This is a genomic window from Coxiella-like endosymbiont of Rhipicephalus sanguineus, from assembly GCF_018687865.1.
In genome coordinates this window covers 1-16,627 of the sequence record NZ_NIQB01000007.1, presented here as the reverse complement: position 1 = coordinate 16,627, position 16,627 = coordinate 1, and the positions used below count along the sequence as shown (strand labels likewise).

The window sequence follows — 16,627 nt, the reverse complement described above, 5'->3', positions numbered from 1 at the left end:
TTATTCAATAATTCTTATTCAAAAATTTTTGTTACGACACCGGCTCCAACGGTACGTCCGCCTTCCCGAACCGCAAATCGTAACCCTTCATCCATCGCCACCGGCGCGATTAACTTCACCGTCACCTTCACATTGTCTCCCGGCATTACCATCTCAACATCTCCCGGCAGACTCAATACCTCCCCCGTCACGTCCGTCGTGCGAAAATAAAATTGTGGCCGATACCCTTTAAAAAACGGCGTATGACGGCCTCCCTCTTCCTTCGACAATACATAAATCTCCGCCTCAAACGTCGTATGTGGTGTGATCGTCCCAGACTTCGCCAATACCTGTCCTCGCTCCACTTCTTCTCGCTTCGTCCCTCTCAACAAAATACCAACGTTATCTCCCGCTTGTCCCTCATCCAATAACTTGCGGAACATCTCCACACCCGTACACGTCGTCTTTGTCGTCGCCTTGATCCCCACAATCTCAATCTCATCTCCGACCTTCACAATCCCTCGCTCAATTCGTCCCGTCACCACCGTCCCACGACCCGATATTGAAAATACGTCCTCAATCGGCATCAAAAAGGGCTTGTCTTTCTCTCGTTGCGGCTCCTCAAAATACGCGTCCATCGTCTCTACTAACTTCAATACCGCCGAAACCCCTAATTCTCCAGCGTCTCCTTCCAACGCCTTCAGCGCCGAACCCACTACAATCGGCGTCTCATCGCTCGGAAAATCATAACTCGCCAATAAATCCCTTACTTCCATCTCCACCAATTCCAACAACTCCTTGTCATCTACCATGTCCGCTTTGTTCAAAAACACTACGATCGCCGGAACCCCTACTTGCTTCGCCAGTACAATATGTTCTCGCGTCTGCGGCATCGGACCATCCGCCGCACTCACTACCAATATCGCCCCATCCATCTGCGCCGCTCCCGTGATCATGTTCTTCACATAATCCGCGTGCCCCGGGCAATCTACGTGAGCATAGTGGCGCTTATCACTTTGATACTCCACATGCGACGTCGCTATCGTGATCCCTCGCGCACGCTCTTCCGGTGCATTGTCAATCTGATCAAAGGCGCGCACTTCCCCTCCAAACTTATCTGATAACACCTTCGTCAACGCCGCCGTCAACGTCGTCTTACCATGGTCCACATGGCCTATCGTCCCTACATTTAAATGCGGCTTCTCTCTTACAAATTTTTCCTTAGACATGAGAGAGTACCTCTCTTACTTAACTCTGTTGTTTAATAATTGCTTCAGCGATATTGGTTGGCGCTTCAGCGTATTTTAAAAATTCCATCGTATAAGTCGCACGCCCTTGGCTTAACGAACGAAGATCAGTCGCATAACCAAACATCTCCGCTAAAGGCACTTCAACATCAACGATTTTACCCGCAGGACTTTCATCTATACCTTGAATCATACCTCGACGGCGATTAAGGTCGCGACGACATCACCCATATATTCTTCTGGGGTAAGAACCTCTACCTTCATAATGGGTTCAAGTAATACAGGATGTGCCTTGGCAGCTCCCTCCTTGAAACACATGGAGCCAGCGATTTTAAACGCCATTTCACTGGAGTCAACATCATGGTAAGAACCATCAAAAATAGTTACCTTTACGTCTACCACGGGATAACCAGCAATAACCCCGTTTTCCATCTGTTCCCGGACACCCTTTTCCACGGCGGGGATATATTCTTTGGGTACTACCCCACCGACAATTTCGTTTACAAATTCAAAACCAGACCCTGCTTCTTTGGATTCGATCCGAAGCCATACGTGCCCGTATTGTCCGCGACCACCCGTTTGGCGAATGTATTTCCCTTCTTGTTCTATAGTTTTTCGAATAGTTTCCCGATACGCCACACGAGGCTTCCCAACATTTGCAGCAACATTAAATTCACGCTGCATTCGATCCACAATAATTTCCAAATGCAACTCACCCATTCCTTCAATAATAGTCTGCCCGGATTCCTCATCGGCATGAACGCGGAACGACGGATCTTCTTGAGCTAATTTTCCTAAGGCTACCCCCATTTTCTCCTGATCTGCTTTCGTTTTGGGCTCAATAGCCACTGAGATCACGGGTTCTGGAAATTCGATTTTTTCAAGGGTAATAATTCGCTGCTGATCACAAAGCGTATCTCCAGTAGTAACATTTTTTAGGCCCACAGCAGCAGCAATATCGCCCGCGTGCACTTCTTTAATCTCTTCCCGAGAATTGGAATGCATTTGTAAGAGACGCCCAATACGTTCTTTTTTACGCTTGACTGGGTTATAAACCGAGTCGCCGGATTTTAATACGCCGGAATAAACGCGGAAGAAAGTTAGTGTCCCAACAAAAGGATCAGAGGCAATTTTAAAAGCTAACGCCCCAAAAGGTGCCTCATCAGAAGCGGCACGCGATCCTTCGGAACCATCGTCTTCCTGACCCCGAATAGCAGGCACATCCGTAGGCGCAGGTAAGTAATCAATCACAGCATCCAACAAAGCCTGTACCCCTTTATTCTTAAAGGCACTTCCACATAACATCGGTACAATCTCATTAGCTAAAGTACGTCGACGCAAGCCTTCTCGAACTTCCTGCTCCGAAAGATCCCCATTTTTTAAATATTTTTCCATGAATTCTTCTGACGACTCGGCGGCAGCTTCCACCATTTTTTCACACCATTCTTGAGCGTCTAATTTCATGTCTTCGGGAATGTCTGCCAATTCATAGGTACGACCCTTATCTGCCTCATTCCAATAAATGGCTTTCATTCGAATTAAATCGACAACCCCTTGAAAATCTTCTTCTGCGCCAATAGGAAGCTGAATAGGCACTGGATTGGACTTCAATCGCTCTTTTACTTGCTGCACCACTCGCAGAAAATTTGCCCCCGCACGGTCCATCTTGTTTACAAAACCTAAACGCGGAACACCATAGCGATTAGCCTGCCTCCAAACGGTTTCACTTTGGGGTTCTACTCCGCCCACAGAACAGAAAACAGCAACCGCTCCGTCCAGCACTCGCAAGGAACGCTCAACTTCAATGGTGAAATCTACGTGCCCAGGCGTATCAATAATATTAACTCGATGTTTTGGGTATTGCTGATCCATCCCCATCCAAAAACAAGTGGTGGCTGCAGAAGTAATGGTAATACCCCGCTCTTGCTCCTGCTCCATCCAATCCATGATAGCACTGCCTTCATGAACCTCACCCATTTTGTGAGAAACGCCTGTATAGTAAAGGATGCGCTCAGTTGTCGTAGTTTTTCCTGCATCTATGTGCGCCATAATCCCTAAATTACGGGTACGTTCTAATGGAATTTCTCTAGCCGTTGCCATTTTTTCTCTTACCACCGATAATGTGCAAATGCTTGGTTTGCTTTGGCCATGCGATGAACGTCTTCTTTTTTCTTCACCGCTCCACCACGATTTTCTACCGCATCCAAGATTTCATTTGCCAAGCGTAAAATCATTGTCTTTTCATTACGCTTATTCGCATATTCACTCAACCAACGCATAGCCAAGGCTTGACGTCGAACTGCTCGTATCTCCATAGGCACCTGATAGGTGGAACCACCTACTCGACGTGATTTTACTTCCACACTAGGCATCACATTACACAAAGCTTTCTTAAATGTGTCTAAAGCCACAGCACGAGTTTTTTCATTAACACGGATATCTCCCCCCCCCCTTTTTTTCGGTCCTCCTCCAACCTTATCACCCCCTTCTCCGCCTTCTTCCTCAGCGCACCCCTTACCACGCACACGCTTTGCTACGACATCCAGAGCTCCGTAAACGATACTCTCTGCTACCGATTTTTTACCATTGCGTATAACAGTATTTATGAACTTAGCTAAAAGCTCACTGCGAAAGAGCGGATCTGGGAAAATTTCCCGTTTAGGTGCTCCTTTTCTTCGTGACATCTAAAGTTCTCCACACTTATTCTTTTGGTTTTTTTTCACCATATTTAGAACGACCTCGACGTCGCCCTGAAACACCCGCTGTATCCAAGCTTCCACGCACAATGTGATAGCGCACACCGGGCAAGTCTTTTACACGGCCACCTCGGATTAATACTACGGAGTGCTCTTGTAAATTGTGGCCTTCGCCTCCGATATAAGCAGTGACCTCAGTACCATTAGTGATTCGTACCCGAGCTACTTTCCGTAAAGCTGAATTAGGCTTTTTAGGAGTAGTGGTGTATACCCGAGTACACACGCCCCGTTTTTGGGGGCAGCCTTCTAATGCCGGAACGTCGCTTTTCTTTACCTTCACGCGACGGGGCTTTCTCACTAACTGATTGATTCTAGTCATTAAAACTCTCTCCAAGCAAAAAAAATCTCTTGCACTCGCTAATGCGTAACGCAGAGCGAGGATTATAAATAAAGGTAATAATCTCTGTCAAGCTAAATTAGCTCTCTCGAATGATTTCCGTTCTTACTCGAAAAAATGTTACATCGACTTTCTTTCCTAAGCCGCCATCGTCCCATGGTGATGAGACGAAGCAATTAAAGAACTTATTCGCCTTTTTTTTCTATTTTCGCTTCTTCGGATTTAAATGCTGCACTCAAAGCCTGTTCAGCTTCAGTGGCAGTCACACCTTTTTCTTCCTTACTCCCTTCCATTCCTCTTTCTTCTTTCTGCCGACGTTTTTGATGGTAGCTAAATCCAGTCCCGGCAGGAATTAGACGCCCAAGAATTACGTTCTCTTTGAGGCCTCGAAGATCGTCGCGTTTTCCAGCTACTGAAGCAGCCGTCAACACGCGGGTCGTTTCTTGGAAGGATGCTGCCGAGATGAAAGACTCGGTAGCTAAAGAAGCTTTTGTGATTCCCAGTAAAATGGGTTCTACTTTCGCCGTCCGCCCATCCTTTTGAATAATTTTTTCATTTTCCTCTCGTACACGAGGTCGTTCAACCTGCTCATCTTGGAGAAATTCTGTTTCACCCGGCTCGACAATTTTAACCTTACGTAACATCTGACGGATGATCACTTCGATGTGTTTATCGTTAATTTTTACCCCTTGTAATTGATAAACTTCCTGTACTTCATTAACGATATAGTTCGCCAGCGCATTCACTCCCAACAAGCGCAAAATATCGTGTGGATCTGGAGGGCCATCTGCAATCACTTCACCCTTTTCTACCGTCTCCCCTTCAAAGACACTTACGTGACGCCATTTAGGAATCAGTTCCTCATGGGTAGTACCATCTGGAGTGCTAATAATTAAACGCCCTTTGTCTTTGGTATCCTTACCAAAACTAACTACACCAGAGATTTCAGCCAAAATAGCAGCATCTTTGGGTCGACGAGCTTCAAAGAGATCAGCTACTCGTGGCAATCCCCCAGTGATATCTCGGGTTTTGGAAGTTTCTTGAGGAATACGCGCAAGGACATCCCCAATTTGGACTGTAGAACCATCTTCTTTCGTAAGAATAGTCCCTTCCGGCAAGAAATAATGCGCCGGAACTTTACCTCCCGGTAAAAAGAGATCGTTATCATTTTCATCCACCAGCTTAACCATGGGACGAAGCTCTTTACCCCCGGTAGTGCGTTGCTTGGTGGAAGCCACTACGATACTGCTAAGACCTGTCAATTCATCCGTTTGCCGATTCATGGTGACACCATCCACTAAATCAACGAAGCGCAAGGTACCTGCTACTTCCGTGATAATAGGATGGGTATGAGGATCCCATTGAGCCACGACTTGGCCAGCTTTTACCAAATCATCATCACGTACACTAATCGTCGCACCATAAGGAACTTTGTAATGCTCACGCTCTCCACCTTGAGTATCTTGGACAACTAATTCTCCTGAACGTGAAACTGCCACTAAATTGCTATTGGCTTGTTCCACCGTCTTTAAATTGCGCAGCTTAATTTTTCCAGCAGACTTTACTTCGATGCTGTTAGCAGCCGTTGCTCGGGAAGCAGCCCCCCCGATGTGGAACGTCCGCATGGTTAATTGAGTTCCTGGCTCACCGATTGATTGAGCGGCCACCACACCGATAGCTTCCCCTACATTTACCATGTGTCCACGAGCAAGATCGCGTCCATAGCACATCGAACAAATGCCGTAGGCTGTTTCACACGTAATTGCAGAACGTACCATAACCCGATCTACGTTGTGTTCTTCTAAGATATCGACTAGTTTTTCATCCAGAAGGGTACCTTCAGCCATTAACTCTTTTTTCGATTTAGGATCGTTAACGGATTTTGCTAAAACTCGTCCCAGAACACGTTCTCGGAGAGGTTCAACAACATCGCCTCCTTCGATGTTAGGCATCATCTCAATGCTTGATCAGTCCCACAATCGTATTCCGTAACAACTAAATCTTGTGCGACGTCAACGAGTCGTCGAGTCAAATATCCCGAGTTTGCCGTCTTCAAGGCGTATCGGCTAAGCCCTTACGGGCACCGTGGGTGGAAATGAAGTACTGCAAAACATTTAACCCTTCACGAAAATTAGCTGTGATAGGGGTTTCGATAATGGTACCGTCAGGTCTTGCCATTAATCCCCTCATCCCCGCCAACTGACGAATTTGCGCTGCAGAACCTCGCGCACCGGAATCGGACATCATGTAGATAGAATTAAACGAGCTTTGTGTTACTTCTTTGCCTTGAGCATCTTTTACTTTTTCCATAGCGATTTTTTCCATCATGGCTTTAGCGACTTGATCATTAGTTCGCGACCAGATATCAATCACTTTGTTGCGATGCTCCCCGTAAGTCACCAAGCCAGAAGCATATTGCTTTTGAATTTCTTGGACTTCTTCTTCAGCCCTAGAATGATGGCTTCTTTTTCATGGGGAACTACAAGATCATTCACGCCGATCGAAATACCAGAATAAGTTGCATAGCGGAAGCCCATGTACATTAAATTATCTGCAAAAATGACAGTAGTTTTGAGACCCAAATTCCGATAGCAAATATCCAATAATTTGGTCACTGCCTTCTTAGTCATTGGCTGATCAATTAACGTAAAAGGTAATCCCTTTGGAACAATCTGCCATAATAAAATCCGCCCTACGGCAGTATTAACCAAGCGCTCACTCTCTTCCATATTGCCCGCTTCATCCAAAACGCTTTCTTTAATTCGAACATCGCGCGCGCATGTAAATCCACTTGTCTATTCTCATAAGCACGGACTACCTCGTCCACGTCAGCAAACTTCATACCTTCGCCTTTCGCATTCACACGATCCCGAGTGATGTAGTAAAGACCCAACACCACGTCATGGGTGGGAACAATAATCGGTTCGCCGTTTGCAGGATGCAGGACATTGTTGGTGGACATCATTAATGAACGCGCTTCTAATTGCGATTCTAAGGTGAGCGGGACGTGTACAGCCATTTGGTCCCCATCGAAGTCTGCGTTATAAGCCGTACAAACAAGGGGATGAAATTGAATTGCCTTCCCTTCTACCAATACCGGCTCAAACGCTTGTATACCTAGACGATGCAAGGTTGGTGCTCGGTTCAATAAGATAGGATGTTCCCGGATAACCTCTTCAAGAATGTCCCAGACTTCGGGAACTTCACTTTCCACCATTTTTTTAGCCGCTTTAATAGTGGTGGCTAAACCTCGTCGCTGTAATTTACTAAAGATAAAGGGTTTGAATAATTCCAATGCCATTTTCTTTGGCAAGCCGGCTTGATGGAGTTTCAATGTCGGACCTACCACAATAACTGAACGACCTGAATAATCCACACGTTTACCAAGAAGATTTTGACGAAAACGCCCCGATTTACCCTTAATCATGTCCGCTAAAGATTTCAAAGGACGACGGTTGGACCCTAAAATAGCCCGTCCACGGCGACCATTGTCCAAAAAGGCGTCTACGGCTTCTTGAAGCATTCGTTTTTCATTGCGCACAATGATATCAGGCGCATTGAGATCCAATAGACGTTTTAATCGGTTATTTCGATTAATCACTCGACGATAAAGGTCGTTCAAATCAGAAGTAGCAAAACGCCCACCATCCAACGGAACCAAGGGCCGTAAATCCGGGGGTAAAACAGGTAATACGGTTAATATCATCCACTCCGGCTTATTTCCCGACTCCAAAAACGCACTTAAGACTTTAAGACGTTTAGTGAGTTTTTTCATTTTCGTTTCGGAAGTAGTGGTCAACATCTCGGCACGTAACGCTTCAACTTCTGCAGCAACATCAATATCACGTAACAATCGTTGAATGGCTTCTGCACCCATAAGTGCGGTAAATTCGTCGCCATATTCTTCTAAGGCATCGAGATAAGCTTCTTCCGAAAGTAATCGCCTCTGCTCTAATTCCGTCATCCCCGGATCTACGACTACGTATGCTTCAAAATAAAGAATGCGTTCAATATCACGCAGAGTCATATCGAGGAGTAAACCAATACGGGAAGGTAACGACTTGAGGTACCAAATATGAGCCACAGGCGAAGCAAGTTCGATGTGACCCATTCGATCGCGTCGTACTTTAGCCAGGGTAACTTCCACTCCACATTTTTCACAAATCACACCGCGATGCTTGAGGCGTTTATACTTTCCGCATAAGCATTCATAGTCTTTAATAGGACCAAAAATTTTGGCACAAAACAAACCATCGCGTTCGGGTTTGAAAGTTCGATAATTAATTGTTTCTGGTTTTTTTACTTCGCCGTACGACCACGAACGAACCTCTTCTGGAGATGCCAGTTTGATGCGCAGTGCATCGAATTCAGCTGCATGTTTTTCACTTTTTAGCTGTTTTAATAGGTCTCTCAAGACAGTTCTCCTGATTAACGTTAATCATTTTCTAAATTAATATCAATAGCTAACGAACGGATTTCTTTTATCAGAACGTTAAAGGATTCTGGCATCCCAGCATCCATCCGGTGATCGCCATCGACAATATTTTTATACATACGAGTGCGACCAGTGACATCATCGGACTTCACAGTTAGCATTTCCTGCAAGGTGTAAGCAGCCCCATAAGCTTCCAATGCCCAAACCTCCATTTCTCCGAATCTTTGTCCGCCGAATTGAGCTTTACCACCCAAGGGTTGCTGGGTTACCAGGCTATAAGAACCCGTAGAACGAGCATGCATCTTGTCATCTACTAGGTGATTAAGCTTCAACATATACATGTATCCTACAGTGACAGCCCGATCGAATCTTTTTCCGGTTCGCCCATCATACAGATAAGCTTGACCTGAGGTAGGAAGACCCGCCATCTCTAATAAATGTTTTATTTCTTCTTCCGTGGCACCATCGAATACTGGTGACGATATGGGCACACCCTTTCGCAGATTCTTAGCTAAAGTAGTAACTTCTTCATCGTTTAAAACCTCCAGATTAAATTTCTGGGTCTTGCTTAAGTCATAAATCGGCTTAAGGATTTTACGCAATTGTTTTGCATCAACGCCTTGATCGATCAACTCGCCAATTTTAATCCCCAAGCCCTTTGCCGCCCATCCCAAATGAGTTTCGAGCACCTGGCCAATATTCATCCGGGAAGGAACACCTAAGGGATTAAGCACGATATCTACGGGTATACCGTCTTCTAAATAAGGCATATCTTCGACTGGAACGATGGTAGAGATAACCCCTTTATTTCCATGACGCCCTGCCATTTTATCACCAGGTTGAATACGACGTTTAACTGCTAAATAAACCTTCACTATCTTGATGACGCCAGGTGCTAAATCGCCAGCTTGAGTCAATTTCTGACGGAAGTCTTTGAGTTTTTCGTCACGTACTTTATGAAGTTCCTCATAGTTTTCATGAGTAGCTTCGAGACGTTTCGTTGCATTGTCATCATGCAATTCAATTTCAAACCACTTTTGTTGAGGTAATTTGGCCAAATAAGCTTTGCTAATTTTTGTGCCTTTTGCTAATTTAAGTGGACCACCAGCGGCTACTTGATTGACAAGAAGCTTTTCCAAGTTTTCGAACAAAGCATCTTCACGTACGCGAAGTTGATCATTTAAATCTTTTTCTACCTTCGCAAGCTCAGCTTTTTCAATATCTAAGGCACGTTCGTCTTTCTTCATTCCTTCGCGAGTAAAAATACGAACGTCAATGACGGTACCCGTAATTCCAGGAGTAACTCGTAAAGAAGTGTCTTTTACGTCTGATGCTTTTTCACCAAAAATAGCTCGCAGTAATTTTTCCTCCGGCGTAAGCTGGGTTTCACCTTTAGGAGTTACCTTCCCGACTAGGATGTCTCCCGGTCCCACTTCAGCTCCCATATGCACAATTCCGGATTCATCCAACTTTGCTAACGCACTCTCTCCGATATTGGGAATATCCGCCGTAATTTCTTCTGGGCCTAATTTGGTATCGCGAGCAATGCAGTTAAATTCTTGAATATGAATCGTCGTGAATCGATCTTCTTCTACTAATCGTTCGGAAATTAGAATGGAATCTTCAAAGTTGTAACCGTTCCAAGGCATGAAAGCGACTAATAAATTTTGCCCCAATGCCAACTCACCAATATCTGTAGAAGGGCCGTCAGCCAATACATCCCCTTTTTGTACACAATCACCAACTTCCACGATTGGGTGTTGATTAATACAGGTGTTTTGATTGGAGCGGGTGAATTTAGTCAAATTATAAATATCGACCCCAATATCATCTTCATCCGCTTCCTTTAAATCTACCCGAACCACGATACGTGAAGCATCAACGGAGTCTACAATACCACTGCGTTTAGCAACCACCGTGACTCCAGACTCTACGGCCACAGTACGTTCCATTCCAGTTCCTACTAAGGGCGTTTCTGGTCGAATTGTAGGCACCGCTTGACGTTGCATGTTCGAACCCATCAATGCCCGGTTAGCATCGTCATGTTCTAGGAAGGGAATCAAGCAGCTGCCACAGAAACAATTTGCCGCGGTGAAACATCCACATAGTTCACCTTATCCGGTGTTGTAAGAGTAAATTCCCCTTTATAACGGCATGAAATTAATTCATCCACCATGCGGCCATTTCCATCGACATTAGTATTCGCTTGTGCAATATAATAATCGCCCTCTTCAATAGCTGATAAATATTCCGTTTCATCGGTAACCACTCCCTCAATCACTTTTCGGTAAGGCGTTTCTAAAAAGCCATACTCATTTGCACGCGCAAATACTGCCAACGAATTAATTAAACCAATATTAGGTCCCTCAGGAGTCTCAATAGGGCAGACTCGCCCATAATGGGTGGGGTGCACATCTCGCACTTCGAAACCTGCTCGCTCCCGTGTTAATCCGCCCGGCCCTAAAGCAGACACTCGGCGTTTATGGGTTACTTCAGATAACGGATTATTTTGATCCATAAATTGTGATAATTGGCTCGAACCAAAAAATTCCTTTATTGCCGCTGACACAGGCTTTGCATTTACTAAATCTTGGGGCATTAAGTTTTCGATATCCGCTAAGCTCAATCTATCCTTTACAGCTCGCTCAACGCGAACCAATCCAACACGAAATTGGTTTTCAGCCATTTCGCCTACACTCCGAATGCGTCGATTCCCTAAATGGTCAATGTCATCCACATCTCCTTTTCCATCTCGAATATCAACAAGAACACGTAACGCATCTACTACATCTTCTTTAAATAAAATTCCTGATCCCGTTAATTCTTTTCGTCCGACACGGTGATTAAATTTCATTCGACCCACAGCGGATAAATCATAACGCTCCGGTGAGAAAAATAAATTCTCGAATAAGCTTTCAGCAGCTTCTTTGGTGGGTGGTTCACCTGGGCGCATAATGCGATAAATTTCTACTAAAGCCTCTAATTGGTTATTGGTGTTATCCAACCTCAAGGTATCAGAAATATAGGGTCCACATTCAATTTCGTTGATATATAATGTATGCAACGAAGAAATATTTTGAGCTCGGAATTTCTTTAATAAATCGGGCGTAATAATTTCGTTAGCTTGAGCAATTACTTCTCCCGTTTCTTCATCAATAACAGCTTTACCAATGACTTTGCCATATAAATATTCATCGGGCAGCTCAAGTTCGCTTATTCCAGCTTTTTCAATCAAGCGAATATGCCGTACGGAAATTCGACGATTAGCTTCAACAATTATTTTCCCTTTTTTGTCTTTTATAGTCACTGCTGCTAATTCACCACGCAATCGTTGCGGCACTAATTCTAAAGTGACATTTTCTTTATTGAGATGGAAAGTATTTATCTCATAAAACATATCGAGGATTTGTTCGGTATCATAACCTAACGCTCTTAAAACTACTGTCGCTGGTAATTTACGGCGTCGATCAATCCGCACAAATAAACAGTCTTTGGGATCAAACTCAAAATCCAACCACGAACCGCGATAAGGAATAATTCGAGCTGAATATAATAATTTTCTAGAAGAATGTGTCTTACCTTTATCATGCTCAAAGAAAATCCCAGGGGATCGATGTAATTGGGAAACAACTACTCGCTCAGTTCCATTAATTACAAGACTCCCCGTTTCTGTCATTAATGGAATTTCGCCCATATAAACTTCTTGTTCTTTGATATCCTTGATGATTTTTTTGCCTGCAGGTGCATCCTTGTCGTAAATGACTAACCGCATATTCACTTTCAGAGGAGCAGCATAGGTTAAGCCTCGTAACTTACATTCTTCTACATCGAAAATGGGCTCTTCACCTAAACTATAACCCACATATTCCAATTCCGCATGACCAGAATAACTGGAAATAGGGAACACGGACTTAAAGGCGGCATGTAAACCTATATCTTGCCTGTGTTCGAGCGCCACATCCTTTTGCAAGAAAGTACGATAAGATTCTATTTGCGTTTCTAATAAATAAGGCGTTTTTAATACCTCAACTTCACGCTTTCCTAGGTTGACGCGTGCACGCTTTTTCTCAGCATAAGAAATCGCGCCTGAATTCCTGCTTCTAACATTCGCTTGCGCCATGAACACACCTCATTTTATAAGTAGAATATTTTGTTACTAGTCTTTACGTCAATCTCGCACCAACGAGACCCAGATTTTCTAATTTTCTAAAACAAAAAAAACATTCTCATTCTCTGAATTTTTGCTTTCGCAAAGACGACGTGAATTGGATATGCCTTCGATTAGTGTCTGCCAGCCAACTACTCAAGTTCGACCTTAGCACCTGCCTCTTCAAGTTCTTTCTTAATTTTTTCAGCTTCTTCCTTGTTAACACCTTCCTTAACAACGCTTGGGACAGATTCAACAAGATCCTTAGCTTCTTTTAAACCCAATCCGGTGATACTGCGGATCGTTTTAATGACACCAATTTTATTACCACCAAAGCTGGTCATTTTTACATTAAATTCGGTTTTTTCTTCCGCCGCAGCCACTTCCCCCACAGCTGTCATAGGCCCTGAAAAGGCTACTGCCGCTTGAGCTGAAACACCAAATTTTTCTTCCATCATTTTACTAAATCAACCACGTCCATCACACTCATGTTGGATACTGCTTCTAAAATATCTTCTTTCGTTATTTGAGCCATTGTCATTTACTCCAAAAGATTAAATGGATTGCAAATTACGCCGCTTTCTTTTGATCTTGAATCGCAGCCACTACGCGAACAACCTGAGTAACAGGCTCATTAAGCGTACGAAGAAATTTGGTCACCGGGGCCAACAAAACAGCCACCAACTGACTTAAAGCTTCTTCACGTGAAGGGAGTTGGGCAACGGCTTTTAATTTATCTGCCGATAGTAACTCTGCTCCAAACGCCAAGGCTTTTACTTCCAGTTGTTCGTGTTCCTTAATGAATTTTTCGATCAAACGAGCAGCAGCACCCGGTTCCTGTTGTGAAAAAAACAACACAATAGGCCCGGTTAAGATTTTATCGAGACAGGCATAGGGCGTCTCTTTAAATGCACGACGTGCAAGAGTGTTACGGTATACCCGCATAGTTACCCCAGCGTTACGAGCTGTTTTTCGCAACTCCGACATTTCCGAGACGGTTAGTCCACGGTAATCCGCAACCACCACCGAGATTGCTTGCTGGGCGATGTCTAATAATTCTGCGACAATTGCCTTTTTCTGTTCGAGATTTAAAGCCACTATTTCTTCTCCAGTTATTACTAATTAAGAAATAGCTCTTTGCTATTTCCATCCTTTCGGTGACAACCTTTGAGGCGGTTACCCTCTGTGTGGGCAACTTAAAAAATGCTTAAATTTTTATAGGCATTTGCACCCATGGTCTTCGACGGTTGGACTTCAATAAATGAAGTCTACCGCGAAATATGTTATTTTCCTCACCTAACCCTCTCCTCTCCCCTTAAGCAGAGAGAATTCTTTTCGTCTTCTCCTCACGCTAGTAGAGAGAAGAACGAGGGTATTTATCCTATTGTCGTTCGATTTACAACCACAACCGGCCCCATCGTGCTCGATAGGGTTAATTTCTTTAAATAGGTTCCTTTGGCAGCGCTGGGTTTGGCTCTCTTAACATCCGCTAATAAGGCTAATAAATTTTCTTCTAGCGCTTTTTCTTCAAAATCAACCTTTCCGATCGTGCAGTGAATAATACCATTTTTATCAGTACGATAGCGAACTTGTCCGTGTTTGGCGTTCTTAACCGCTGTGACCACGTCAGCAGTCACGGTCCCATCTTTAGGATTAGGCATTAGGCCACGAGGACCTAAGATTTGACCTAATTTCCCAACTACACGCATTGTTTCCGGAGTAGCAATTACTATATCGAAATCAATATTTCCGGATTGAATTTGTTCAGCTAAATCATCCATTCCCACAATATCAGCACCCGCTTCTTTAGCTTTATCCGCCTTATCGCCTTGGGCAAAGACGGCCACTCTCACACTTCGGCCAGTTCCATGGGGCAATATAGTAGCTCCCCGAACTGCTTGATCTGATTTACGGGAATCAACACCGAGATTAATGGCGACATCGACACTTTCTTTAAATTTGGCGGTTGCACAAGCTTTAACTAATTTAAGAGCTTCTGTTAGGGAATAGACCTTTTTAGGTTGGACCTTTCCTGCCGCTAATTTTTGTCTTTTTGTGTGCTTTGGCATTATTCTACCCCCTCCACATCAATACCCATGCTACGCGCAGTCCCGGTAATGGTACGGACAGCAGCCTCAAGATCCGCTGCGGTGAGATCCGGCGCCTTCATTTTGGCAATTTCTTCCAATTGCGCACGCGTTACTTTTCCAACTTTTTCTGTGTTGGGCCGAGCACTTCCGCTTTTTCCTTTCAACACAAGTTTTTTCAGTAGAACAGAAGCTGGTGGCGTCTTAGTAATAAAGGAAAAACTGCGATCAGCATATACTGTAATGATCACAGGAACGGATAAGCCCTTTTCGATATTTTGTGTTTCCGCATTAAATGCTTTACAGAACTCCATGATATTAAGGCCATGCTGTCCCAACGCGGGTCCAACTGGCGGACTTGGACTCGCTTCGCCCGCTTTAACTTGCAGACGAATGTAACCACTTACTTTTTTGGCCATAATTTTCTCCTGGGTACAAGCGCCTTTTTAGTTCCCCAATTTTTAGTTCCTCAATTAATTAAAAATTGCATGAGTTTTTTAACTATGCTCCTAACTTTTCTCTACTTGCCCAAATTCCAATTCCACTGGAGTAGAACGTCCAAAAATACTCACCGACACTCGCAACCGGCTTTTCTCGTAATTGACATCCTCCACTACTCCATTGAAATCTGTAAAAGGTCCTTCGATAACCCTCACTACTTCGCCGGGTTCAAAGAGGACTTTGGGCTTGGGCTTGGTTTCACCCTCTTTAACACGTTGTAAAATTTTCGCTGCTTCCTCGTCGCTAATGGGCGCGGGCCGTTCGGTTCCAATAAAACGCAATACCTTGGGAACGTTTCGAACCAAAAGTAACGTTTTGTCATTCATCACCATTTGTACCAGGATATACCCTGGGAAAAACTTACGTTGGCTTTTACGCTTACGCCCCGCTCGCATTTCCACTACTTCTTCAGTGGGTATAATAATGTCATCAAAATAATCTTCCAAACCCTCTTTTCGGATATGTTCGTTTAACATCTTAACAACATAGTTCTCATGACCCGAATAAGTATGAAGAATATACCAGCGTTTTTTTTCTTCAATCATCAACTATCCTCTTTCCCTAGTCATCCAAGCGACAGCCCACATAAAGAAGCTATCGAGACCCCATAGAATAAGTGCTGTCACTATCACCATAACCACGACTACTAAAGTGGTCTGGAGAGTCTCTTGACGGGTTGACCAAACGACTTTACGCAGCTCTGTACGGGAGCCCTTCATAAAACTCCACGCCTTTTGACCTTTTTGGGTTTGGGAAACAATCAGCAGTACCCAAATAGCCAGAATAATTCCAATAGCGGCGCGGATCGCCACGGCAACGTGACTGTAATAAAAATTAGCTACAATACCTCCCGCGAGCAGGAGAATAATTAGAAGCCATTTTAAACCGTCGAACCGCGACTTGGTGTCTTGTACCGCATTTTGTTGGGCCATAATTACTGTTTAATCTCGCTATTTTAAAGCTGTTTTTTCGGGGTCACATTGGGGGCAAGCCAGGAGGGAATCGAACCCCCAACCTGCGGTTTTGGAGACCGCTGCTCTGCCAATTGAGCTACTGGCCTTTATCTCTAAAATCTCGATAATTTTTAAACTTCTTTTTTAAAATCTTATTCAATAATTCTTATTCAAAAATTTTTGTT

Annotated in this window: 8 protein-coding genes, 1 tRNA gene and 4 pseudogenes; all 13 read right to left on the bottom strand. The window is 44.1% G+C overall.

What is annotated here, in order from left to right:
* Positions 1-14: 14 nt before the first annotated feature.
* On the bottom strand, positions 15-1,208 hold the full coding sequence (gene tuf, locus B1F79_RS00520; protein WP_251365558.1) for an elongation factor Tu: 1,194 nt from the start codon (positions 1,206-1,208) through the stop codon (positions 15-17).
* A gap of 19 nt (positions 1,209-1,227) precedes the next feature.
* Positions 1,228-3,326, bottom strand: a pseudogene (gene fusA / locus B1F79_RS00515) (elongation factor G).
* Positions 3,327-3,334: 8 nt separating this feature from the next.
* Positions 3,335-3,910 (bottom strand): 30S ribosomal protein S7, encoded by a 576-nt coding sequence (rpsG, locus tag B1F79_RS00510; RefSeq protein ID WP_251365557.1) that lies wholly within the window; start codon positions 3,908-3,910, stop codon positions 3,335-3,337.
* 16 nt (positions 3,911-3,926) lie between these two features.
* Positions 3,927-4,301, bottom strand: coding sequence for a 30S ribosomal protein S12 (gene rpsL / locus B1F79_RS00505; RefSeq protein WP_251365556.1), 375 nt, complete (start codon positions 4,299-4,301; stop codon positions 3,927-3,929).
* Between the two features lie 203 nt (positions 4,302-4,504).
* Positions 4,505-8,733: pseudogene (rpoC, locus tag B1F79_RS00500) on the bottom strand (DNA-directed RNA polymerase subunit beta').
* A 20-nt stretch (positions 8,734-8,753) separates the two neighbouring features.
* Positions 8,754-12,880, bottom strand: a pseudogene (rpoB, locus tag B1F79_RS00495) (DNA-directed RNA polymerase subunit beta).
* A 173-nt stretch (positions 12,881-13,053) separates the two neighbouring features.
* Positions 13,054-13,436 (bottom strand): annotated as a pseudogene (gene rplL, locus B1F79_RS00490) (50S ribosomal protein L7/L12).
* Positions 13,437-13,471: 35 nt separating this feature from the next.
* On the bottom strand, positions 13,472-13,999 hold the full coding sequence (gene rplJ, locus B1F79_RS00485; RefSeq protein WP_251365555.1) for a 50S ribosomal protein L10: 528 nt from the start codon (positions 13,997-13,999) through the stop codon (positions 13,472-13,474).
* Between the two features lie 278 nt (positions 14,000-14,277).
* Positions 14,278-14,973, bottom strand: coding sequence for a 50S ribosomal protein L1 (gene rplA / locus B1F79_RS00480; protein WP_443652027.1), 696 nt, complete (start codon positions 14,971-14,973; stop codon positions 14,278-14,280).
* Entirely contained in the window at positions 14,970-15,407 is a 438-nt protein-coding gene (gene rplK, locus B1F79_RS00475) for a 50S ribosomal protein L11 (RefSeq protein WP_251365553.1), read from the bottom strand. The genes rplA and rplK overlap by 4 nt, the downstream gene beginning before the upstream one ends.
* A 90-nt stretch (positions 15,408-15,497) precedes the next feature.
* Positions 15,498-16,034 (bottom strand): transcription termination/antitermination protein NusG, encoded by a 537-nt coding sequence (nusG, locus tag B1F79_RS00470; protein WP_251365552.1) that lies wholly within the window; start codon positions 16,032-16,034, stop codon positions 15,498-15,500.
* 3 nt (positions 16,035-16,037) lie between these two features.
* A complete protein-coding gene (secE, locus tag B1F79_RS00465; protein ID WP_251365551.1) occupies positions 16,038-16,421 on the bottom strand; it encodes a preprotein translocase subunit SecE in 384 nt (127 codons plus the stop codon).
* A 55-nt stretch (positions 16,422-16,476) separates the two neighbouring features.
* Positions 16,477-16,549: transfer RNA gene (locus tag B1F79_RS00460), tRNA-Trp, on the bottom strand.
* Between the last annotated feature and the right edge of the window lie 78 nt (positions 16,550-16,627).